Annotated in this window: 15 protein-coding genes; 14 read left to right on the forward strand and 1 reads right to left on the reverse strand. The window is 73.5% G+C overall.

Annotated features, from left to right (window positions below; all coding sequences use genetic code 11):
• Positions 1 to 67: 67 nt before the first annotated feature.
• The 14 genes from OG332_RS15600 to OG332_RS15665 all read left to right on the forward strand — a co-directional run bounded on the left by OG332_RS15600 (position 68) and on the right by OG332_RS15665 (position 19,300).
• Positions 68 to 1,165: a mechanosensitive ion channel family protein gene (locus OG332_RS15600; RefSeq protein WP_327414048.1), complete on the forward strand. Its 1,098-nt coding sequence runs from the start codon at positions 68 to 70 to the stop codon at positions 1,163 to 1,165.
• 134 nt (positions 1,166 to 1,299) lie between these two features.
• Positions 1,300 to 2,544 (forward strand): ROK family transcriptional regulator, encoded by a 1,245-nt coding sequence (locus OG332_RS15605; protein WP_327414049.1) that lies wholly within the window; start codon positions 1,300 to 1,302, stop codon positions 2,542 to 2,544.
• Between the two features lie 142 nt (positions 2,545 to 2,686).
• Positions 2,687 to 4,021 (forward strand): ABC transporter substrate-binding protein, encoded by a 1,335-nt coding sequence (locus OG332_RS15610; RefSeq protein WP_327414050.1) that lies wholly within the window; start codon positions 2,687 to 2,689, stop codon positions 4,019 to 4,021.
• 123 nt (positions 4,022 to 4,144) lie between these two features.
• The gene (locus tag OG332_RS15615) at positions 4,145 to 5,026 is read left to right on the forward strand and encodes a carbohydrate ABC transporter permease (protein ID WP_327419237.1); all 882 of its coding nucleotides are present in this window, start codon (positions 4,145 to 4,147) and stop codon (positions 5,024 to 5,026) included.
• Positions 5,023 to 5,862 (forward strand): carbohydrate ABC transporter permease, encoded by an 840-nt coding sequence (locus OG332_RS15620; protein ID WP_327414051.1) that lies wholly within the window; start codon positions 5,023 to 5,025, stop codon positions 5,860 to 5,862. The genes OG332_RS15615 and OG332_RS15620 overlap by 4 nt, the downstream gene beginning before the upstream one ends.
• 5 nt (positions 5,863 to 5,867) lie before the next feature.
• Positions 5,868 to 7,133 carry a 6-phospho-beta-glucosidase gene (locus OG332_RS15625; protein ID WP_327414052.1) on the forward strand — a complete coding sequence of 422 codons (1,266 nt, stop codon included), beginning with the start codon at positions 5,868 to 5,870 and terminating at the stop codon, positions 7,131 to 7,133.
• A complete protein-coding gene (locus OG332_RS15630) occupies positions 7,124 to 8,119 on the forward strand; it encodes an N-acetylglucosamine kinase (RefSeq protein ID WP_327414053.1) in 996 nt (331 codons plus the stop codon). The genes OG332_RS15625 and OG332_RS15630 overlap by 10 nt, the downstream gene beginning before the upstream one ends.
• A gap of 207 nt (positions 8,120 to 8,326) precedes the next feature.
• Positions 8,327 to 9,736, forward strand: coding sequence for a hypothetical protein (locus OG332_RS15635; protein ID WP_327414054.1), 1,410 nt, complete (start codon positions 8,327 to 8,329; stop codon positions 9,734 to 9,736).
• Positions 9,737 to 9,900: 164 nt separating this feature from the next.
• Positions 9,901 to 10,851: a glutamate ABC transporter substrate-binding protein gene (locus OG332_RS15640; protein WP_327419238.1), complete on the forward strand. Its 951-nt coding sequence runs from the start codon at positions 9,901 to 9,903 to the stop codon at positions 10,849 to 10,851.
• A gap of 119 nt (positions 10,852 to 10,970) precedes the next feature.
• Positions 10,971 to 12,260 carry a hypothetical protein gene (locus OG332_RS15645; RefSeq protein WP_327419239.1) on the forward strand — a complete coding sequence of 430 codons (1,290 nt, stop codon included), beginning with the start codon at positions 10,971 to 10,973 and terminating at the stop codon, positions 12,258 to 12,260.
• Positions 12,257 to 15,250, forward strand: a complete 2,994-nt coding sequence (locus OG332_RS15650; protein ID WP_327414055.1) for a serine/threonine-protein kinase — start codon at positions 12,257 to 12,259, stop codon at positions 15,248 to 15,250. The genes OG332_RS15645 and OG332_RS15650 overlap by 4 nt, the downstream gene beginning before the upstream one ends.
• Before the next feature lie 9 nt (positions 15,251 to 15,259).
• A complete protein-coding gene (locus OG332_RS15655) occupies positions 15,260 to 16,864 on the forward strand; it encodes a protein phosphatase 2C domain-containing protein (protein WP_442816354.1) in 1,605 nt (534 codons plus the stop codon).
• A gap of 31 nt (positions 16,865 to 16,895) precedes the next feature.
• Positions 16,896 to 18,221 carry a VWA domain-containing protein gene (locus OG332_RS15660; protein WP_327414057.1) on the forward strand — a complete coding sequence of 442 codons (1,326 nt, stop codon included), beginning with the start codon at positions 16,896 to 16,898 and terminating at the stop codon, positions 18,219 to 18,221.
• 44 nt (positions 18,222 to 18,265) lie between these two features.
• Positions 18,266 to 19,300, forward strand: a complete 1,035-nt coding sequence (locus tag OG332_RS15665; RefSeq protein ID WP_327414058.1) for an FHA domain-containing protein — start codon at positions 18,266 to 18,268, stop codon at positions 19,298 to 19,300.
• Here OG332_RS15665 and OG332_RS15670 read toward each other — a convergent pair whose 3' ends face one another.
• Entirely contained in the window at positions 19,301 to 20,290 is a 990-nt protein-coding gene (locus tag OG332_RS15670) for a methyltransferase domain-containing protein (protein ID WP_327414059.1), read from the reverse strand.
• Positions 20,291 to 20,361 lie beyond the last annotated feature (71 nt).

Below are 20,361 nucleotides of genomic sequence, written 5' to 3' on the forward strand. Positions count from 1 at the left end.
TGGTCTGGCCCGCACGACTTCTCCCGGACTCCGTCCGGGGGAACCCCCAGCGGGCAGACCGCTATACATGGAGGTTCCCGTCGTGCCCTGGCCCGCCGCTCTGCTGCCGTTGGCAGCCGACGTTCCGGACGCGCCCGCCTCGGTCAAGGAGGCGCAGGCCAGCGTCACCGAGGCCGCGAGCTTCATCGAGCAGAACTGGGCCACCTGGCTGAGCATCGGCCTGCGGATCCTGCTGATCGTGGTGATCGCGGCGGTCATACGCTCGGCGGTCCGCAAGGCGCTGACCAAGCTGATAACCCGGATGAACAGCAGCGCAGAGGCCGTGGAGGGCACCGCGCTCGGCGGGCTGCTGGTCAATGCCGAGCGGCGGCGCCAGCGTTCGGAGGCGATCGGCTCGGTCCTGCGTTCGGTGGCCTCGTTCCTGATCCTCGGCACGGCCGCGCTGATGGTCCTGGCCGCACTGAAGATCGATCTGGCCCCGCTGCTGGCGAGTGCCGGTGTGGCCGGTGTGGCCATCGGTTTCGGCGCCCGGAACCTGGTGACGGACTTCCTGTCCGGCGTCTTCATGATCATGGAGGACCAGTACGGCGTCGGTGACAAGATCGACGCGGGCGTGGCTTCGGGCGAGGTCATAGAGGTCGGACTGCGCGTGACCAAGCTGCGCGGGGACAACGGCGAGATCTGGTACGTGCGCAACGGCGAGATCAAGCGGATCGGCAACCTCAGCCAGGGCTGGGCGACCGCGGGCGTGGACGTCCAGGTCAAGCCCACGGAAGACCTGTCGCGGATCCGCGCGGTGGTCCAGGGGGTCGCCGACACCCTGGCGAAGGAGTCCCCGTGGGACGAGCGCCTGTGGGGTCCGGTGGAGGTCCTCGGCCTGGACGAGGTGCTGCTCGCCTCGATGACGGTGAAGGTGTCGGCGAAGACGATGCCCGGCCAGCAGTTCGCGGTGGAGCGGGAACTGCGCTGGCGGATCAAGGAGGCCTTCGACGCCGCGGGCATCCGGATCATCGGCGGCGTGCCGGCCGCGGAGGACGAGGGCGAGGCCCCGGCGGACCCGTCGGCCTCCGTCGCCGCGCCGTCGGCGCTGGCGAACCCGGCCTCCCCGCAGTCGCTGGCCACCGCCCCGATCCCGCCGCCGGCCGGCCCGCGGATCACCAAGTAGCCGCTCCGCCCGCTTCCGCCCCCGCTGCCCCGCAGGTCATCCGCGAATGACCTGCGGGGCAGCGGCATTGACACGGATCACACGGTGATAGGAAACTTACCTAACAGATCGCCTCGGTGAGGGAGAGCCGCTCCATGCCCGCCGCCACACCCGGAACGCCCAGTCTGTTGCGCGCCATGAACGACCGGGCCGCGCTCGAACTCCTGCTGACCCACGGCCCGCTGTCGCGGACCCGCATCGGGCACCTGACCGGACTGTCCAAACCCACCGCCTCCCAACTGCTGGCCCGCCTGGAAGCCGCCGGACTCGTCCTGGCCACCGGCACCGACGGCGGCCGCCCCGGCCCCAGCGCCCAGCTGTACGCACTCAACCCCCGCGCCGCGTACGTCGGCGGGCTCGACGTCACCCCGGGGCGCGTGCTGGCGGCCGTCGCCGACCTCACCGGGACGGTGATCGCCTCCCACGAGGTCCCGTACACCGAGGGCGCACAGGCCGTGGACCAGGTGACCGAGGCCCTCGGCGGGGCCGTCAAGGCCGCCGGGCTGCACCGCTCCGACCTGCACCGGGTGGTCATCGCCACCCCGGGCGCCTTCGATCCGCAGAGCGGCCGGCTGCGCTACGCCAGCCACCTGCCCGGCTGGCACTCCCCCACCCTGCTCGAAGACCTGGCGGCGGCCCTGCCGATGCCCGTGGAGTACGAGAACGACGTCAACCTCGCCGCCGTCGCCGAGCAGCGCCTCGGCGCGGCCCGCGGCCACGAGGACTTCGTCCTGCTCTGGAACGAGGAGGGCCTCGGCGCCGCCCTGGTGCTCGGCGGCCGGCTGCACCGCGGCTGGACCGGCGGCGCGGGCGAGGTGGGCTTCCTGCCCGTGCCCGGCCGCCCCCTGGTCCGGCAGGTCACCCGGGCCAACTCCGGCGGCTACCAGGAGCTGGCCGGCGTGGAGGGACTGCCCCGGCTCGCCGCGGAACTGGGCATGGAGACCGCGCCCGGGCCCGCCTCCGACGCCCCCTGCGACTCCGACGCCCCCGGCGGCCCGCACAGCCCCGAGGTCGCCGCCGCCGTCGCCCTGCTCGGGCGGGCCGCCGCCGCTCCCGAAGGTGCGCACCTGAGTTTCCTCCAGTCGTACGCCACCGCGCTCGCCACCGGTCTCGCCTCGCTCGTCGCCGTGCTGGACCCGGAGATCGTGGTCCTGTCCGGGGCCGCGATCAGCGCGGGCGGCGAGCCGCTGCGCGCGCTGCTGGAGGCCGAGCTCGCCGAGCTGGCCCCCTCCCGGCCCCTGCTGGTCCCCGGGGAGGTACGGGAACGGCCGGTCCTGCACGGCGCGCTGGAGAGCGCGCTGGCCGCCACCCGGGACGAAGTGTTCGACACCTCCCTCTGAACCACCCCGCCCGACCCGGCCCCCGCAGGCCCTCCGCCGGGCCCACCCCAACAGACCCGCCCGGCCTGACACCCCCACAGGCCCCCCGCCGGCCCCAGCCCCCCACCGGAAGTTTCGTCCTCCGCAGAGAGCGAGCCCCGCCATGCCCAGAACCGGACGCCTGACCACCGCAGCAGCCCTCCTCGCCGCGATATCCGCACTCGCCACGGCCTGCACGGGCCAGAGCGCGGACACGGCCTCCGACGACCCGAAGGCGGACGTCACCCTGAACTTCTGGCACGGCTGGTCCGCGCCGAGCGAGACCAAGGCGATCGAGGACAACATCGCCCGGTTCACACAGGCGCACCCGAACATCGAGGTCAAGGTCACGGGCAACATGACCGACGACAAGATCAACCAGGCCCTGCGCGCGGGCGGGGACAAGGCCCCCGACGTGGTGTCCTCCTTCACCACCGACAGCGTCGGCAAGTTCTGCAACTCCCGGGCCTTCGCCGACCTGAACCCCTTCCTCCAGAAGTCGGGGGTCGACAAGACGAAGGTCTTCCCCAAGACCCTGCTGGAGTACACCCAGTTCAACGGCAACCAGTGCACGCTGCCACTGCTGCACGACGCGTACGGCCTCGTCTACAACAAGACCGCCTTCGCGGCCGCCGGCATCACCGAACCCCCCAGGACGTGGAGCCAGTTCACCGAAGCCGCACAGAAGCTCACGAAACCCAAGGGGGACTCGTACGAGCAGGTCGGTCTGATGCCCACCTTCCACGGCTACGAGACCAAGCCGACGCGGCTCGCGGCGCAGTGGGGCGCCACGTACTTCGGCCCCGACGGCAAGTCCAACCTGGCCGGGGACCCGGCCTTCGCCAAGATGCTGACCGCGCAGAAGGACCTGGTGGACAAGCTCGGCGGCTACGAGAAGCTGGAGAGGTTCCGCAACACCTTCGGTGACGAGTGGAGCGCCGAGCACCCCTTCCACCTGGGGCTGGTCGCGATGCAGATCGACGGCGAGTGGCGGGCCCCGATGGCCAGGGAGGCGGGCGCCGCGTTCGAGATCGGCACCGCGCCGCTTCCCGTCCCGGACGAGCAGGCCGCCGACTACGGCAAGGGCTACCTCTCGGGCACGATCATGGGCATCGCCGCGGGCAGCAAGAAGCAGAACGCCGCCTGGGAACTGGTCAAGTACATGACCACCGACACCGAGGCGGTCGTGGCCTTCGCCAACGCCATCCACAACGTGCCCTCCACCCTGGCGGCCCTGGAGTCCCCGAAGCTCCAGGTGACCCCGGAGTTCAAGACCTTCCTCGACATCGCCCGGCACCCGAAGTCCAGCACCACCCCGGCCCAGGCCGACGGCGGCACCTACCAGCTGACCTTCGAGGACTTCGCGTACGGGGTCGAGAAGGGCGACGTGGCCGACATCCCGGCCGGTCTCGCCAAGGCCGACCAGCAGATCGACACGGACATCGCGAAGGCGAAGTAGCCCGCCATGACCACGACGACCAGGACGAGTAGGACGACCAGCGCAACCAGCACGACGGGCGCCACCAGCGCACGCCTCCTGCGGTCGAAGAGCCGCCGGTCCGCCCTGCGGACCGCGGCCTTCATGTCCCCCTGGCTCATCGGGTTCGCGGTCTTCTTCGCCTACCCCCTGCTGTCCACCCTGTACTTCTCCTTCACCCGGTACGACGGCTTCCGGCAGCCGTCCTTCAACGGCCTGGACAACTGGAGCTACGTCTTCACGGACTATCCGCTCTTCTGGCCGGCCGTGCGCAACACCCTGTGGCTGGTGGCGGTGATGGTGACCTGCCGGGTCGCCTTCGGCCTCGGCGTCGGCCTGCTCGTCACGAAGATCAAGACGGGGGTCGGGATCTTCCGGACCCTGTTCTACCTGCCCTACCTGGCCCCGCCCGTCGCCGCGACCCTGGCCTTCGTCTTCCTGCTCAACCCCGGCACCGGCCCCGCCAACACCCTGCTGGACGCGGTGGGACTGCCCACCCCGGGCTGGTTCACCGACGCCGACTGGTCCAAGCCCGCGCTCACCGCCCTCGCCCTGTGGGGGGTGGGCGACCTGATGGTCATCTTCATGGCCGCACTGCTCGACGTACCGAAGGAGCAGTACGAGGCCGCCGAGCTGGACGGGGCCGGGGCCCGGGCGCGGTTCCGGCACATCACCCTGCCCAACATCTCGCCGATCATCGCGTTCGCGGTGGTCACCGGCGTCATCCAGGCCATGCAGTACTACGCCCAGCCACTGGTGGCGGGAAAGGTCGCGGCCGGGGTCATCGGCGGCTCCGGCCAGCAGTTCGAGCCCGGCTACCCCGACAAGTCCACCCTGACCCTGCCGCAGCTCGTCTACAACCTCGGATTCCAGCGCTTCGACTACGGCACGGCGTGTGTCGTCGCGCTCGTCCTGTTCGCCCTCTCCATGGCCTTCACCGCGCTCCTGATGCGGCGCCGTGGCGGACTGATCGGAGCAGGTGAGTGAGCACGCACGGACGCAAGGCCGTACTGCACTGGATCGGCGTCCACGCGCTCGGCGTGGCCGCGGCCCTCTTCTTCGTCCTCCCCTTCGTCTTCATCCTGCTCACCTCCCTGATGGGCGACCGGCAGGCGCTGACCCGCGACCTGTGGCCCGACACCTGGGAATGGGACAACTACGCCACCGTCTGGAACACGCCCGGCTTCCTGACCTGGTGGCGCAACACCCTCTTGTACGCCGGTCTCGGCACCCTGTTGACCGTGGTCTCCTCCGTGCCCGTCGCGTACGCGCTCGCCAAGTTCCGCTTCCGCCTGCGGCGGCTCTCCCTGCTGCTCGTGATCGCCATGATGATGCTGCCGCCGCAGGTGGTGGTCATCCCCATGTACCTCTTCTGGGCCAAGCAGGTCGACCTGTCCGGCACCCTGTGGCCGCTGATCGTCCCGATGGCCTTCGGCGACGCCTTCTCCATCTTCCTGCTCCGCCAGTTCCTGCTGACCATCCCCGACGAGTACCTCGACGCGGCCCGTGTCGACGGCTGCGGCGAGGTGCGCACCCTGCTGCGCGTGGTGCTGCCGATGGCCAAACCCGGAATCGCCGCCGTCGCGCTCTTCCAGTTCTTCTGTGCCTGGAACGACTACTTCGGCCCGCAGATCTACGCCTCCGACAACCCGGCCGCCTGGACCCTCAGTTACGGGCTGGAGTCCTTCAAGGGGGCGCACCACACCAACTGGAACCTGACCATGGCCGCGACCGTACTGGTCATGGCCCCGGTGATCGTCCTCTTCTTCTTCGCCCAGAAGGCGTTCGTCGAAGGCGTCACCCTGACCGGCGTGAAAGGCTGACGGCAATGAAACTCGCAGTGGTGGGCGGCGGTTCCACCTACACCCCCGAACTGATCGACGGCTTCGCACGGCTGCGCGACACCCTGCCGGTCGGCGAGCTCGTCCTGATCGACCCGGCCACCGACCGGCTGGAACTCATCGGCGGCCTGGCCCGGCGGATCTTCGCCCGGCAGGGGCACCCGGGCCGGGTGACCACGACCGCCGACCTCGACGCGGGAGTCGACGGGGCCGACGCGGTCCTGCTCCAGCTGCGCATCGGCGGCCAGGCCGCCCGGCTGCAGGACGAGACCTGGCCCCTGGAGTGCGGCTGCGTCGGGCAGGAGACCACGGGCGCGGGCGGCCTCGCCAAGGCGCTGCGCACGGTCCCGGTGGTCCTCGACATCGCCGAACGGGTCCGGCGGGCCAACCCGGACGCGTGGATCATCGACTTCACCAACCCGGTCGGGATCGTCACCCGGGCCCTCCTCCGGGCCGGGCACAAGGCCGTCGGGCTCTGCAACGTCGCCATCGGCTTCCAGCGGAAGTTCGCGGCCCTGCTGGACCTGGCCCCCGGCGACATCCACTTGGACCACGTGGGCCTCAACCACCTCACCTGGGAACTGGGCGTGCGCCGGGGCGGCCCCGACGGCGAGGACCTGCTGCCGCGGCTGCTCGCCGCGCACGGCGAGGCGATCGCCGGGGACCTCCGCCTGCCGCGGGCGGTGCTGGACCGGCTCGGCGTCGTGCCCTCGTACTACCTGCGCTACTTCTACGCCCACGACGAGGTCGTACGGGAACTCGGCACGAAGCCGTCGCGGGCCGCCGAGGTCGCCGCGATGGAGCGGGAACTGCTCGCCCTGTACGGCGACCCTGCGCTCGACGAGAAGCCGGCGCTGCTGGCGAAGCGGGGCGGCGCCTTCTACTCCGAGGCGGCCGTGGACCTCGCCGCCTCCCTGCTGGCCGACGGCGGCCCGGCCGTGCAGGTGGTCAACACGTACAACAACGGCACGCTGCCCTTCCTGCCGGACGACGCGGTCGTCGAGGTACAGGCGCGCGTCGACGCCTCGGGCCCGCGGCCACTGGCGGTCCCACGGCTGGACCCGCTCCACACCGGGCTGATCTCGCACGTGACGGCGTACGAGGACCTCGCACTGGACGCGGCGCTGCGCGGCGGGCGCGAGCGGGTCTTCAAGGCACTGCTCGCGCACCCGCTGGTCGGCCAGTTCGACCTGGCCGAGGGGCTGACCGACCGGCTCCTCGCGCACAACAAGGAGCACCTGCCATGGGCGTGAACCTCTGTTCCGTCCTGGCGATCGACGCGGGGAACAGCAAGACCGACGTGGCCCTGCTCGGCCCCGACGGTTCGGTGCTGTGCTCCGGGCAGGCCGGCGGCTTCCAGCCGTCCCGGACGGGGGTGGCCGCGGCCGTCGACGTACTGGCCGAGGCGATGGCCGACGCCGGCCTGGACTACCGGGACGGGCGCGGCCCCGGGCCCTGCGCCGAGCACGTGTCGGCCTGCCTGGCCAATGCGGACTTCCCGGTGGAGGAGCGGAAGCTGGCGCGCGAGATCAAGCGCCGCAACTGGGGGCGCGTGACGGAAGTGCACAACGACACCTTCGCCCTGCTGCGCGCCGGCCTGCCCGTGGGCGCCGAGCCGCGCGGCGTCGCGGTGGTGTGCGGGGCCGGCATCAACTGCGTCGGGATGACCCCGGACGGGCGGACCGCACGCTTCCCCGCGATCGGGCGGATCTCCGGCGACTGGGGCGGCGGGGGCGGACTGGCCGACGAGGCCCTGTGGTTCGCGGCCCGGGCCGAGGACGGTCGGGGCGACCCGACGGAACTGGCCCGGGCGCTCCCCGCGCACCTGGGCCTCGACTCGATGGCCTCGCTGATCGAGGCGATGCACCTGGGCCGGGTCCCGGCCGGGCGGCGGCACGAACTGACCCCGGTGCTGTTCGCGGTGGCGGCCGCCGGAGACCCGGTGGCGCTGTCGCTGGTGCACCGGCAGGCGGACGAGATCGTGGCCATGGCCTCGGTGGCACTGGGCCGCCTGGGCCTGCTGGGCGAGGAGGTGCCCGTGGTACTGGGCGGCGGCGTCCTGGCGGCCCGGCACCCGCAGCTGAACGACCGGATCGAGGCCCGCCTCGCCGACCGGGCCCCGCGCGCCCGCATCCACGTGGTCACGGCCCCGCCGGTCCTGGGCGCCGGCCTCCTCGGCCTCGACGCCCTCGGCTCCCCACCCCTCGCCTACGGAAAACTCCGTGCCCATTTCGGTTGAACCCGCCCCGGAGGGCCGCCGGTCTGGAACCGTGGCGCCCGTGCACGCGTATTGACGGTGAAGGGGTGACGGAGGGCGCCCCAGGGGGTGGATCTCCCCGGATGCAGCACCGGGTGCTGTGGTCGACCGGCACTACGTCCATACTGCTGCGCAGGGGGTGCCTCACGCCGTTGGCTGGGGGACTACAGGACCGAGGGGGAGGTCACGGTGGCGATCACATCACGCGCGCCCGCGCCCGGGGGCGGTGGTGCCGTGCCGCCCGCGGGGGCACCGGCTTCGCCGCCCGACGGGCCGCCCGGGCGGAGCACCGCCTGGGCCGAGGGTGTGGAGCGGCTGCGCGAGGCGGCGACCACCGAGCCCGGCCGGCTGCGGATCATCGGCGCCGCACTCGCCGCCCTGATCGTGCTGTTCGGCACCGTGAGCGTCTGGGAGATCTCCGGCCGGACCACCGCCGCCGACGACGTGGTGGGCCGCAGCCAGCCGCTGAGCGCGGACGCGGCGAGCATCTACCGCTCCCTCGCCGACGCCGACACGACCTCTTCCAGCGGCTTCCTGCTGGGCGCCCAGGAGCCGCGCGAGGTCCGGCAGCGGTACGAGAAGGACATCGCGAACGCCTCCAAGCTGCTGGGGAGCGCGGCCGCCAACACCGGCGGCAACGAGGACTCCCGCGAGCAGATCGCCCTGCTGAGCGAGCAGTTGCCGCGCTACACCGGCCTGATCGAGCAGGCCCGGGCCACCAACCGGCAGGGCCTGCCGCTGGGCGGCGCCTATCTCCGCTACGCCAACGAGCAGATGACCACCCAGCTGCTGCCCGCCGCGCAGCGGCTGTACGAGGCGGAGACCGGCCGGCTCTACAAGGACTACGACGACGCCCGGTCCTGGCCGCTGGCCTCGCTCGGCGCGGGCCTGCTCGCGGTCGCCGGCCTCGTGTGGGCGCAGCGGCGCAACTACCGGCACACGAACCGGGTCTTCAACCACGGTCTGCTGGCCGCGACGGCCGCGTCGGTGGTGGTGCTGCTGTGGCTGGCCGTCGGCCACACGGTGGCGCGGTCCTCGCTGAGTGAAGCGCGGGCGGACGGGCAGGAGTCGATGAAGGTGCTCAACGACGCGCGGATCGCCTCCTTGCAGGCGCGGGCCGGTGAGAACCTGACTCTGATCGCGCGGGGCGCCGTACTGGCGGAGGACAAGAAGTCCGACAAGTACGACGTGGACTTCACGAACAACATGAAGCAGTTGGACGCCGGGCTGGCGACCGCACTACGACTGGCCGACGACGAGGCCGGCCGGGGCCCGGTGAACCGCGCCGTGGACGGCGTGGAGCAGTGGAAGCAGCGGCACACGGCGGCCAGGGAGGCGGACTTGAAGGGCGACTACGAAGCCGCGCTGCCCCAGGTCGTCGGGGACGAGGGGCACAAGGAGAGCAGCGGGGCCGCCTTCGACACGGTGGACGCCTCCTTGGAGCAGGCCGTGGCCCACGAACAGCGGGAGTTCACCCGGTCGGCCCGGGACGGGATCGGCGCGACGGGCGGTCTCGTGACGGGATCGGCGATCCTGGTCGTCGTCGGAGCGGCGGCTGCCCTGCTCGGTATCGGGCGCAGGCTTTCGGAGTACAGGTGAGAGCGATGCGGATACGAGCGAGGCGGGCCGCCGAAGGCCACGAGCAGTACGAGGGACACGCGGGACACGCGGCCCTTGAGGGCCGCGCCGGGGCTCCGGGCGGCGCCGTGTCCGGGGTGCGGCGGGCCGCGGGCCGGCTGCGCGGCTGGGGCGGCGTGAGCGCGATGGCCGTCGCCTGTGCGGTGACGGCCGCGGTCGTGCTGCTGCCGCTGGCCCACGCGACGCCCGACACCGGCGGGCCGGCGGTCCGCAAGCCCGCCTCGATGGCGGTGGCCCCGGCCGCGCCGTGGACCCAGACCGACACCTGTCAGGACCCGGAGGCGAGCCTGCGCCCGTCCGACGTGGACGGGGCGGCCATCGCGCGGATCAAGGCGGCGGGCAAGCTCGTCGCCGGCGTGGACCAGAACAGCTTCCGCTGGGGCTACCGCAACCAGACCGCCGAGGGCAGCCGTCTCGACGGTTTCGACATCGACCTGGTCAAGGCCATCGCCAAGGACATCCTGGGCGACGAGAACGCGGTCATCTACCGGGCCATCCCCACCAGCCAGCGCATCCCGGCGCTCCAGGAGGGCCGTGTCGACGTCGTCGTGCGGACCATGACCATCAACTGCAAGCGGCTGGAGGACGTCGCCTTCTCGACGGCCTACTTCGAGGCCGGGCAGCAGGTGCTGGCCCCCAAGGGTTCGCCGATCACCGGGTACGACACCTCGCTGAAGGACAAGCGGATCTGCTTCGCCGCCGGTTCCACGGCGGAGGCGGCGCTGAGGTCCCAGTCGTACGGCTCGGTCCCGGTCACCGTGGCCAACCAGCTGGACTGCCTGGTCCGGCTCCAGCTGGGCGAGGTCGACGGCATCATCACGGACAACGCCCTCGCGGCCGGCCAGGCCGCGCAGGACCCCTCGGTGCAGCTGGTGGGCTCGCCCTTCACCCGGGAGTTCTACGGCGTGGCGATGAACAAGGACGCCTCGGACCTGGTACGCCGGGTCAACAAGGTGCTGGAGAACTACCGCGTGGGCGGCAATGACAGCGCGTGGATGAGGGCGTACCTCAAGCACCTCCAGCCCGTGCTGCCCGGCGTGTCCGCGCCGCCCGCTCCCAAGTACCGGGACGGCTGAGGCCGGTGGCGGTTTCGGGTACGGGACCGGGCGCGGGGCCGGACACGGAGCACGCGGAGAGGGACACGGAGGCGGCAGCGGAAGCGGAGGCACAGTCGGTGGAGGCGGGTTCGGCAGTGATGGACCGGGACGGCGTCGACCGCGCCCTGGCCCGGCTGGGCGCGGAGCACGAGGCCGTCGAGACCTCGCTGCTCGCCCTCCAGGACCACGCGGGGCGCCGGCTGCTGGAGGGCGCCGCGCTGACCGGGATCACCAAGGACCGGTGGACGGCCGCCGACGCGGACATCAGCCGGCTGTGGACGTACTTCGACGCCTACAGCGGGGCCCTGACCGCCGCCCGGGAGGTCCGGGAGCGGCGCCGCTGGCCGAACCGCGAGGACCTGATCGAGCTGACGGAGCGGCTGCGCGGGCCCGGCGTGCTGATCGCCGGCGCCGCGGCGGAGGGCGTCGCGCTGGCGGAGCGGCTCTCGCTCGCCGAGCTGGTGGCGCGGATGAACGATCTGTACGCGCGTTCGCTGGACGTGGTGGTCGCCGCCGACGCCGTGTGGTCGGCGCTGCCCGCCCGGATCGACCTGCTCGCCGCCGAGCTGCACCGCACCCGCTCGCTCGCCCACTCGGTGGGCGTGCGCCCGGGCGAGCATCCCTCGGGCGACGACCTGGAGGACATCACCGCGGAGCTGACGCAGCTGCGGGCGCAGGTGATCGCGGACCCGCTGGCGTTCTGGCTGCCGGTGACGGGGAGCGCGGCGCCCGGCGGCGGCCGTCCGGACACGGGGCGCTACGACCGGGCCGCGCTCGCGCTGGAGGACGTACGCCGGGAGGTCGAGGCGGTGCTGGACGTGCGCCAGGACGCCGAGCAGCGGCTGATCAGCCTGCGGGACGTGCTCTCGCGGGCCGACCGGACCCTGGCGGAGGCGCGGACGGCGCGCGGCGAGGTGCTGGCGAAGATCGCCGCGTCCGAGGTGCCGGCGGTGAGCGGCCCGCCCACGGTGCTGCAGGAGCAGCTGGCGGCGGCGGCCGAGCACCGGCGCCAGTCGCGCTGGCACCGGCTGTCGCCGCTGCTGGAATCGCTGGAGGTGCGGGCCGAGGAGGAACTGCGACGGGCCCGTGAATCGTTGACTGCTGTGACGGCGCCACTGGCGGTGCGGGCCGAGCTGCGCGGGCGGCTCGACGCGTACAAGGCGAAGGTGGCCCGCCACGGGTTGGCGGAGGATCCGGTGCTGGTCGAGCGGTACGACGCGGCCCGCCGGATGCTGTGGAGCGCGCCCTGCGACCTGCGGGCCGCCGAGCAGGCCGTCCTGCGCTACCAGCAGGCGGCGGCGGAGTCGCTGGTACCGCAGCAGCCGCGGCACGAAGATCACCGGCCCGAGCAGTTCCGGCCCCACGGGCCGGGGAAGGAGGACGCATGAGTCTGGTCGGAACCGCGTGCGTTCGCCCCGGCTGCCCGGGGACGTACGAGGACATGGGCGGCGGCGGGCTGTACTGCGACACCTGTGGGCTGGCGCCGGTCGGCGCTGTCGCGGCGGGTGCGGACGATCTGGTGTCGCCCCCGACGGGGATGACGAGCGCGGCCCGGGGTTCGCTGGGATCCGGTGGGTCCCGTGGGTCGATGGGTTCGCAGGGTTCGCACGGCTCGGCGCGGTCCTCGGCCTCGGCCCGCTCCTCCCGGTCCTCCTCGTCCCGCCGCTCGGTGTCGGGGCGGCTGTCGCGGTCCCTGTCGGGGACGGCGTCCACCCGGTCGGTGTCGGTGCGCAGTTCGGGTTCGGCGGCGTCCTCGGGGCGCAGTCGGCTGGGAGCCGGTCTGGTCAACGTTCCGGAGGTGCCGCGTCCGGATCCTTCGGCGGCGGTCCTGGAGAACCCGGAGGTGCCGGAGCGCAAGCGGTTCTGCTCGCGCTCGGACTGCGGGGCCCCGGTGGGCCGGTCCCGCGGGGACCGCCCGGGCCGGACGGAAGGGTTCTGCACCAAGTGCGGGCACCCCTACTCCTTCGTGCCCAAGCTGAACGCGGGCGACGTGGTGCGCGGCCAGTACGAGGTGGCGGGCTGCCTCGCGCACGGCGGTCTCGGCTGGGTGTACCTGGCGGTGGACCGGGCGGTCGCGGACCGCTGGGTGGTCCTCAAGGGCCTGCTCGACACCGGCGACCAGGACGCGATGGAGGCCGCGATATCGGAGCGCCGCTTCCTCGCGGAGATCGAGCACTCCAACATCGTGCGGATCTACAACTTCGTGGAGCACCTGGACCAGCGGACCGGTTCGCTGGACGGGTACATCGTCATGGAGTACGTCGGCGGCAAGTCGCTGAAGGAGATCGCGAACGAGCGGCGGCGGCCGGACGGGCGGCGCGATCCGCTGCCGGTGGAGCAGGCGTGCGCGTACGGGATCGAGGCTCTGGAGGCGCTGGGCCACCTGCACAGCAGGAACCTGCTGTACTGCGACTTCAAGGTCGACAACGCGATCCAGCAGCAGGACCAGTTGAAGCTGATCGACATGGGCGCGGTGCGCCGGATGGACGACGAGGAGTCGGCCATCTACGGCACGGTGGGGTATCAGGCGCCGGAGGTCGCGGAGCTGGGCCCGTCGGTCGCCTCCGACCTCTACACGGTGGCGCGGACGCTGGCGGTCCTGACCTTCGACTTCCAGGGCTACACCAATGTGTTCGTGGATTCGCTGCCGGATCCCGAGCACATCGAGGTGTTCAGACGGTACGAGTCCTTCTACCGGCTGCTCGTACGGGCGACGGACCCGGATCCGGGGCGGCGGTTCTCCTCGGCGCAGGAGATGGCGGACCAGCTGACGGGCGTGCTGCGCGAGGTGGTCGCGCTCCAGACGGGCCGGCCGCGGCCCCAGCTGTCGACCCTCTTCGGCCCGGAACTGCGTGTTCCGGACAACCAGTTGTTCGCCGACGCCGCCTCGGGCGCGGTCGTGTCCCGGCTGGGCCACCGCCCGATCGCCTCCCGGCCGCTTGCCTCCCGGCGGGGTGGCGGGCTGCTCGGCCGCGGCGGGGCAGCGGCCGGTGCGCACGTGCCGGGCGGAGCGGCCCTGCCCGCGGCGGCGCCCGTCGGGGCGTCCGGCCCGCAGGGCCACACGCTCGCCGGCGGCAGCCCGCCGGGCGGGGCGCCCCTGCCCGGGGCCTCCGGCCCGTGGGGACCTCCGCACAGCGGGACGCTGCCCGCAGGCAACCACTCCGGTGGCTCCGGGCTGCCCGGCACCCCGCCGGGAGGCGTCGCCCCGCCTGCGGGAGCACCCGGGGCGGCGGGAGGCTCGGCGTCGCCCGCCGGGGGCGCCGGCCCGTGGGCGGCCGCACCCTTCGGCGGGACGCCCGCGCCCGGGCCGGCCGGGGCGCCGCTGCCCGGCCTCGGGAGCACCGCCACGCATGTGGCGGCGCCCGTGCCCCGGGCCCGTCAGGTTCCGGCAGCGGTGCCCGCACCGGCCCCGGTGTCCCCGGCCGCTCCCACCGCGGCAGCGGCCCGGGCGGGAGCGACCACCCTCGACGCCGGCGACACCGCGCTGGCCCTGCCCGTACCGCTGGTGGACGCGGGCGATCCGAACGCCGGTTTCCTCACCGGTCTGCTGGCCTCCGCGCCGGGCGACCTGCTGGGCGCGCTGGCCTCGGCGCCCGCCGACTCGGCCGAGCTGCGGCTGCGCGAGCTGCGGGCCCGGCTGGAGCTGGGCGAGCTGTCCTCGGCCGGGCGCACCCTGGCGGAGCTGGAGGCCCGGCATCCGGACGACTGGCGGGTGGTGTGGGCCCGCGGCATCGCCTCGCTGGCCACCGGTGAGAACGAGATCGCGGCCCTGTCCTTCGACGCCATCTACGACGCCTTCCCGGGCGAGCCCGCGCCGAAGCTGGCCCTCGGGCTGTGCGCGGAGGTGCTGGGCCAGCTGGACAACGCCGCCGAGTACTACCGGCTCGTGTGGATCACCGACCCCGGATTCGTGAGCGCGGCCTTCGGGCTGGCCCGGGTCCAGCTGGCCGCCGGCGACCGGGACGCAGCGGTGCGCACGCTGGAATCCGTACCGGAGGCGTCCATCCACTACACCGCCGCCCGGGTGGCGGCCGTACGCGCACGTCTGCGCGACCGGTCCCCGCAGGAGCCGCTGCTGGCCGACCTGGCGGCGGCAGCCGACCAGGTGGAGGCCCTGCGGCGGTTCGGGCTGGACCCGGAGCGGCAGGAGCGGCTCGCGGCGGAGGTTCTGGGCTCGGCCCTGGACTGGGTACTGTCGGGCAGCCGGGGTTCCGACCCCGGCCGGACCTCGCTGCTCGGCAGTCAACTGGACGAGCGGGGCCTGCGCTTCGGACTGGAGCGCTCGTACCGCGTCCTCGCACGGCTGGCGCGGCGTGGCGAGGAGAGGATCGAACTGGTGGAGCGGGCAAACCGTTTCCGTCCCCGGACGTGGGTGTGAGTGATGTCGATGCATCGGCTGTCGGGCTGCCCCAGCTGCGCGGAACCCCTGGAGGAGGGTGACCGTTTCTGCGGCGTCTGCGGCTACGCCGTGACCGCTCCTCCCCCGGCTGCGTCCGCGGACCACCCGACCATGCCCATCCCGTCGGCTCCGCCGGCCGCCCACGCGGGCGGTTACGGGAGCCCGGCCCCCGGCGCGTCCCACGACGCCGCCGAACCGGCGCCCGGCTGGGGCAGCGTGGCCGCGGCCGCGCCCACGCTGGTCGACGAGCCAGCCGGCTGGAGCACCACCGCGGCGGAGCCCGGGCTGCTGGCGCAGCCGGGCCCGGCCGGGGCCGCGTACGGGAGCGCGGGCCACGAGAGCCCGTACGGCACCGGTACGCCCCCGGAGGGCACCCCGTGGGGAGCGGGCGACGCCCCGTACGCCCCCGGGTCCGCCCCGGAGCAGGGGCACGTCGGCCGGCCGCGGGGCAGCACCGCGGACGGCTCCGGGCCGGCGCCGGGCGGCCCGTCCGGGCCCTCGGGCCCGCAGGGCTGGGCGGACGGCCCCGAGACCCGCCACGACCGGCCCGGCGACAGCTCCGGCACTCCCCCGGAGGGAACGCCCTGGGGCGCCGGCGAAGCCCCGTACGAGACCCCGTCCCCGTCCGGCGCAGCGACCGGCGGGAAGACCTGCGTCGCCTGCCGGGCCGGCCACGTGGACACCGACGGGTACTGCGAGCACTGCGGGCACGCACAGCCCCGGGAGCGGGACCACCTCGAAGAGGAACTGGGGAGCGTCGCCGCCGTCAGTGACCGGGGGCTGCGCCACCACCGCAACGAGGACTCCTTCGCGGTGGCGGCCACCGCCCTGCCCGACGGATCCGCCGCCACCGTGGCCATCGTCTGCGACGGCGTCTCCTCCGCGAGCCGCCCCGACGAGGCTTCAGCCGCCGCGGCCGGCGCCGCCAACGAGGCACTGCTGGACGCACTCCCCCGTGGCGCGCACCCCCAGGAGGCCATGCACGAGGCGATCCTGGCCGCCGCCGCCGCGGTGAACGCCCTGGCCCCGGAGACCCCGGGCGCGCAGAACGCCCCCGCCTGCACCCTGGTGGGCGCCGTCGTCAGCGGCGGCCTGCTGACCATCGGCTGGGTGGGCGACAGCCGTGCCTACTGGGTGCCCGACGACCGCGCCGCGCTGCCCCGCCGTCTCACCGAGGACGACTCGTGGGCCGCGCAGATGGTCGCCGCCGGGCTGATGGGCGAGGCCGAGGCCTACGCGGACGTCCGCGCGCACGCCATCACCGGCTGGCTGGGGGCCGACGCGTACGAGCTCGAACCGCACACCGCGACCTTCAAGCCGGACCACCCCGGGGTGGTGGTGGTCTGCACCGACGGACTGTGGAACTACGCGGAGTCCGCGCGGGAGCTGGCCCAGGTGCTGCCCGCGGACGCCGCGACCCGCCCGCTGCACAGCGCGCAGGTCCTGGTGGGGCACGCCCTCGACGGCGGCGGCCACGACAACGTCACCGTGGCCGTGGTGCCGTTCGCCACGGACCCCGGGCAGCAACCGGGACCCGAGGCGGAGCCGGGCCCGGCAGCACGACCGGAACCGGAAGCGCGCCCGCAGGTCTGACCCGCCTGCCCGAGCCCTAGGAGTCCCATCGATGGCGAATTTCGCCAAGCCGAGCGCCCCGCGCTTCAGCGTGGAGGTGTACCAGAACGAGTTCCTCCCCGAGGGCGGGCGTGACGTCCACGCCATCGTCACGGTGACCGCCACCGGCGGTGCCACCGCCACCCGGGCGGCTGCCGCCGACGGCACGGCCGCCGTCGTGATCATGGTCGACTGCTCGGGGTCCATGGAGTACCCGGCGGAGAAGATGCGGGGTGCCCGCGAGGCCACGGCGGCGGCCGTCGACACCCTGCGCGACGGCACCTCCTTCGCCGTGATCGCCGGTACGCACGTGGCCAAGGAGGTCTACCCGGGCCAGGGCCGCCTCGCCGTGGCCGACCCGGCCACCCGCGCCCAGGCCAAGGAGGCCCTGCGCGGGCTCAGTTCCGGCGGCGGCACCGCCATCGGCACCTGGCTGCGCCTCGCCGACGGCCTGCTGCGCAGCTCGACGGCCGTCATCCGGCACGGCATCCTGCTCACCGACGGCCGCAACGAGCACGAGGAGCCGGCCATGCTCCGGGCCACCCTCGACGCCTGCGCGGGCCGCTTCACCTGCGACGCCCGCGGGGTGGGCACCTACTGGGAGGTGAAGGAGGTCACGGGCATCGCGAGTGCGCTGCTCGGCTCCGCCGACATCGTGGCCGACCCGGCACACCTCACCGAGGACTTCACGCGCATGATGGAGAACGTCATGGGCAAGGAGGTCGCGGACGTCGCGCTGCGCCTGTGGACCCCGGTCGGCGCGGAGATCCAGTACGTGAAGCAGGTCGCGCCGACCGTCCAGGACCTGACCGACCGCCGCACCGCGGCGGGCCCGCGCGCCGGCGACTATCCGACCGGCTCGTGGGGCGACGAGTCCCGCGAGTACCACGTGTGCGTGCGCGTACCGAGTGCGGCCGTCGGCCAGGAGATGCTCGCCGCCCGCACCACGCTCGTCCTGCCGGGAGCGGCGGGCGGGTCCGATACCGTCCTCGCCCAAGGCCTGGTGCGCGCGGTCTGGACGACCGATCTCGCCGCGTCCACCGCCATCAGCCCGCAGGTCGCCCACTACACCGGACAGGCGGAGCTGGCGCAGGCTATCCAACAGGGTCTGGAAGCCCGCAAACTGGGCGATGTCGATGGGGCCACGGCCAAACTGGGGCGCGCGGTACAACTGGCGAGTGCCTCCGGGAACGCCGACACGGCAAGACTCCTGTCGAAGGTGGTGGATGTCGTGGACGCCGTGGCGGGTACTGTGCGGCTGAAAGCGAAGGTCGCCGATGCAGACGAGATGACTCTTGAAACGCGATCGACGCAGACCGTCCGAGTGAAGAAGACCTGAGACCTGACGTGAAGACGCAGGGAGAAGAAGGGGGAAGCGCCGCCATGCCGACCTGCCCGAACGGGCACCAGTCCGCCTCCGACGACTGGTGCGAGGTCTGCGGCCACCGCATGGGTGCCCCGGACGGCCCCCCCGCGGTGCCCTCCTACGGCTACGGTTTCCCCCCGACCGCCGGTGAGCCGACCGCCCAGGCCGAGCTCTGCCCGCAGTGCCGGACCCCGCGCGAGGCCATGGCCCCGTTCTGCGAGGAGTGCCGGTACAACTTCCTGACTCGTACGGCGACCTCGTACGCGCCGCCGGCGGCGGACCCCGGCCCGCAGCCGACCGGCGCGGGTGCCGTTCCCGGCCCCGGCCCCGGCCCCGGTGGCACGCCTGCGCCGCCCGTGCCCGCTCCCGGGAACTACGCCCAGGACCATTTCGAGTACCAGGGCTCGCGGCCGTCCCGGGTCAACCGGCCGGCCGAGCCGCTGCAGCGCGAGGACGACTGGCTGCTGCCGCCGCCCGCGCACGAGCAGCCGCACGAGTACCAGCAGGCCGCGCAGCCCCAGTACCAGCAGCAGCCCCCGCCGCAGCAGCGGGAGTACCAGCAGGAGTACCAACAGCAGGCCCCGCCGCAGCAGCAGTACCAGCAGCAGGCCCCGCCGCAGCAGCACCAGCCGTTCCCGCCCCAGGGCGGCGCCTGGTCCGCGACGATCGGCCCCGACCGCTCGTACTTCATGGCGATGATGCAGCGCAGCGGCCCCGAGGCGGCCGGGCTCAACCTGCCCGCCTACTCCCCGGAGCAGCACCTTCCGCTCGCCGGCAGCCAGATCACCATCGGCCGCCGCCGCGCCTCCACGGGCGAGTCCCCCGACATCGACCTGTCGGTGCCCCCGGAGGACCCGGGCGTCTCCCACCAGCACGCGGTCCTCGTCCAGCAGCCCGACCTCAGCTGGGCGGTGGTGGACCAGAACTCCACCAACGGCACCACCATCAACGGTGGCGAGGAGCCGATCCAGCCCTACGTCCCGGTCCCGCTCACCGACGGCGACCGCGTCCACGTGGGTGCCTGGACCACGATCACCATCCGCCGCGGCTGATCACCCCTCCCCCAGGGGCCACACATAGGGCCCCTGGGGATCGTCGAGCCACGACCACTGGCCCTCCGCGCTGACCGAGACCCCGAAGCGCTCGCGGGCCGGGCGCCCCTCGCTGCGCCACAGGTCCAGGGCCTCGCGGGGGTGCAGTACGCCCGCGGTCAGCACGAGCATGAACTGGAATCGCTCGTTCTCCACCAGTTCGTACGGGAGCCCGTACGCCGCCCCGCCCGGGTCGGGCGGCGGCGCGGCCGTGGCCCCGCGCACCGGGACGAAGTACGCCGCGGTGTGCAGGAAGCGGCCCTCCGCGAAGTCGGCGTCCCGCACCGTGAGCGCGATCAGTCCGGTCGACAGCGGGGCCAGGATCCGCGCCCCGGGCCGGCACTGGCCCAGCCAGGCGTGCGGGATCAGCGGCAGCGTGCAGGTCACCATGATCCGGTCGAACGGGGCCCGGGAGGGGCAGCCGCGCGCGCCGTCCCCGGTGACCACGGCTGGATGATAGCCGAGCTGGGCCAGGTGCGCCCGTGCGGACTCGGTGATCTCCTCGTCCAGGTCCACGGTGGTGACGTGCTCCTCGCCGAGCCGGTGGCAGAGCAGGGCCGCGTTGTAGCCGGTGCCCGCGCCGATCTCCAGGACGTCGTCGCCGTCGTGCACGTCGAGGGCGTCCAGCATCTTCGCCATCAGGGAGGGCTGGCTGCTGGAGGAGACCAGCCGGCCGTCGCGCAGCCGGGTCGCCAGCGGAGTGTCGGCGTAGACCCCGCGCAGCCAGCGGGCCCGGCGTTCGGGGTCGGGGTCCTCGGCCCAGAGCCGCTCGTGGCCGGCGCCGCGGCCGGTCCAGAAGTAGGGGACGAAGAGGTGCCGGGGCACGGCGGCGAACGCCGACCGCCAGCGCGGATCCTCCAGCACCCCCGCAGCGGTCAGCTCCCGCACCTGGGCGGCGTGCGCGGTCTCGCGCAGATCGCGCGTCTCGGTGTGTGCGGTGTGTGCGCCCATGCCTCCACTGTCCTGCGCACGGCCTTCACGTGCGAACGCGCGGCCCTGCCGGCCCCCGTCCAAGAGAGCCG

The sequence above is a fragment of the Streptomyces sp. NBC_01233 genome (assembly GCF_035989305.1).
GTDB lineage: Bacteria > Actinomycetota > Actinomycetes > Streptomycetales > Streptomycetaceae > Streptomyces.

Excerpts from the sequence above, each read along its gene's own strand:
- OG332_RS15610 (WP_327414050.1), top strand. The coding sequence starts at position 2,687 with ATGCCCAGAACCGGACGCCTGACCACCGCAGCAGCCCTCCTCGCCGCG.
- OG332_RS15650 (WP_327414055.1), top strand. The coding sequence starts at position 12,257 with ATGAGTCTGGTCGGAACCGCGTGCGTTCGCCCCGGCTGCCCGGGGACG.
- OG332_RS15645 (WP_327419239.1), top strand. The coding sequence starts at position 10,971 with ATGGACCGGGACGGCGTCGACCGCGCCCTGGCCCGGCTGGGCGCGGAG.
- OG332_RS15655 (WP_442816354.1), top strand. The coding sequence starts at position 15,260 with ATGCATCGGCTGTCGGGCTGCCCCAGCTGCGCGGAACCCCTGGAGGAG.
- OG332_RS15615 (WP_327419237.1), top strand. The coding sequence starts at position 4,145 with ATGTCCCCCTGGCTCATCGGGTTCGCGGTCTTCTTCGCCTACCCCCTG.
- OG332_RS15670 (WP_327414059.1), bottom strand. The coding sequence starts at position 20,290 with ATGGGCGCACACACCGCACACACCGAGACGCGCGATCTGCGCGAGACC.
- OG332_RS15600 (WP_327414048.1), top strand. The coding sequence starts at position 68 with ATGGAGGTTCCCGTCGTGCCCTGGCCCGCCGCTCTGCTGCCGTTGGCA.
- OG332_RS15640 (WP_327419238.1), top strand. The coding sequence starts at position 9,901 with ATGGCCGTCGCCTGTGCGGTGACGGCCGCGGTCGTGCTGCTGCCGCTG.
- OG332_RS15660 (WP_327414057.1), top strand. The coding sequence starts at position 16,896 with ATGGCGAATTTCGCCAAGCCGAGCGCCCCGCGCTTCAGCGTGGAGGTG.
- OG332_RS15665 (WP_327414058.1), top strand. The coding sequence starts at position 18,266 with ATGCCGACCTGCCCGAACGGGCACCAGTCCGCCTCCGACGACTGGTGC.
- OG332_RS15625 (WP_327414052.1), top strand. The coding sequence starts at position 5,868 with ATGAAACTCGCAGTGGTGGGCGGCGGTTCCACCTACACCCCCGAACTG.
- OG332_RS15605 (WP_327414049.1), top strand. The coding sequence starts at position 1,300 with ATGCCCGCCGCCACACCCGGAACGCCCAGTCTGTTGCGCGCCATGAAC.
- OG332_RS15630 (WP_327414053.1), top strand. The coding sequence starts at position 7,124 with ATGGGCGTGAACCTCTGTTCCGTCCTGGCGATCGACGCGGGGAACAGC.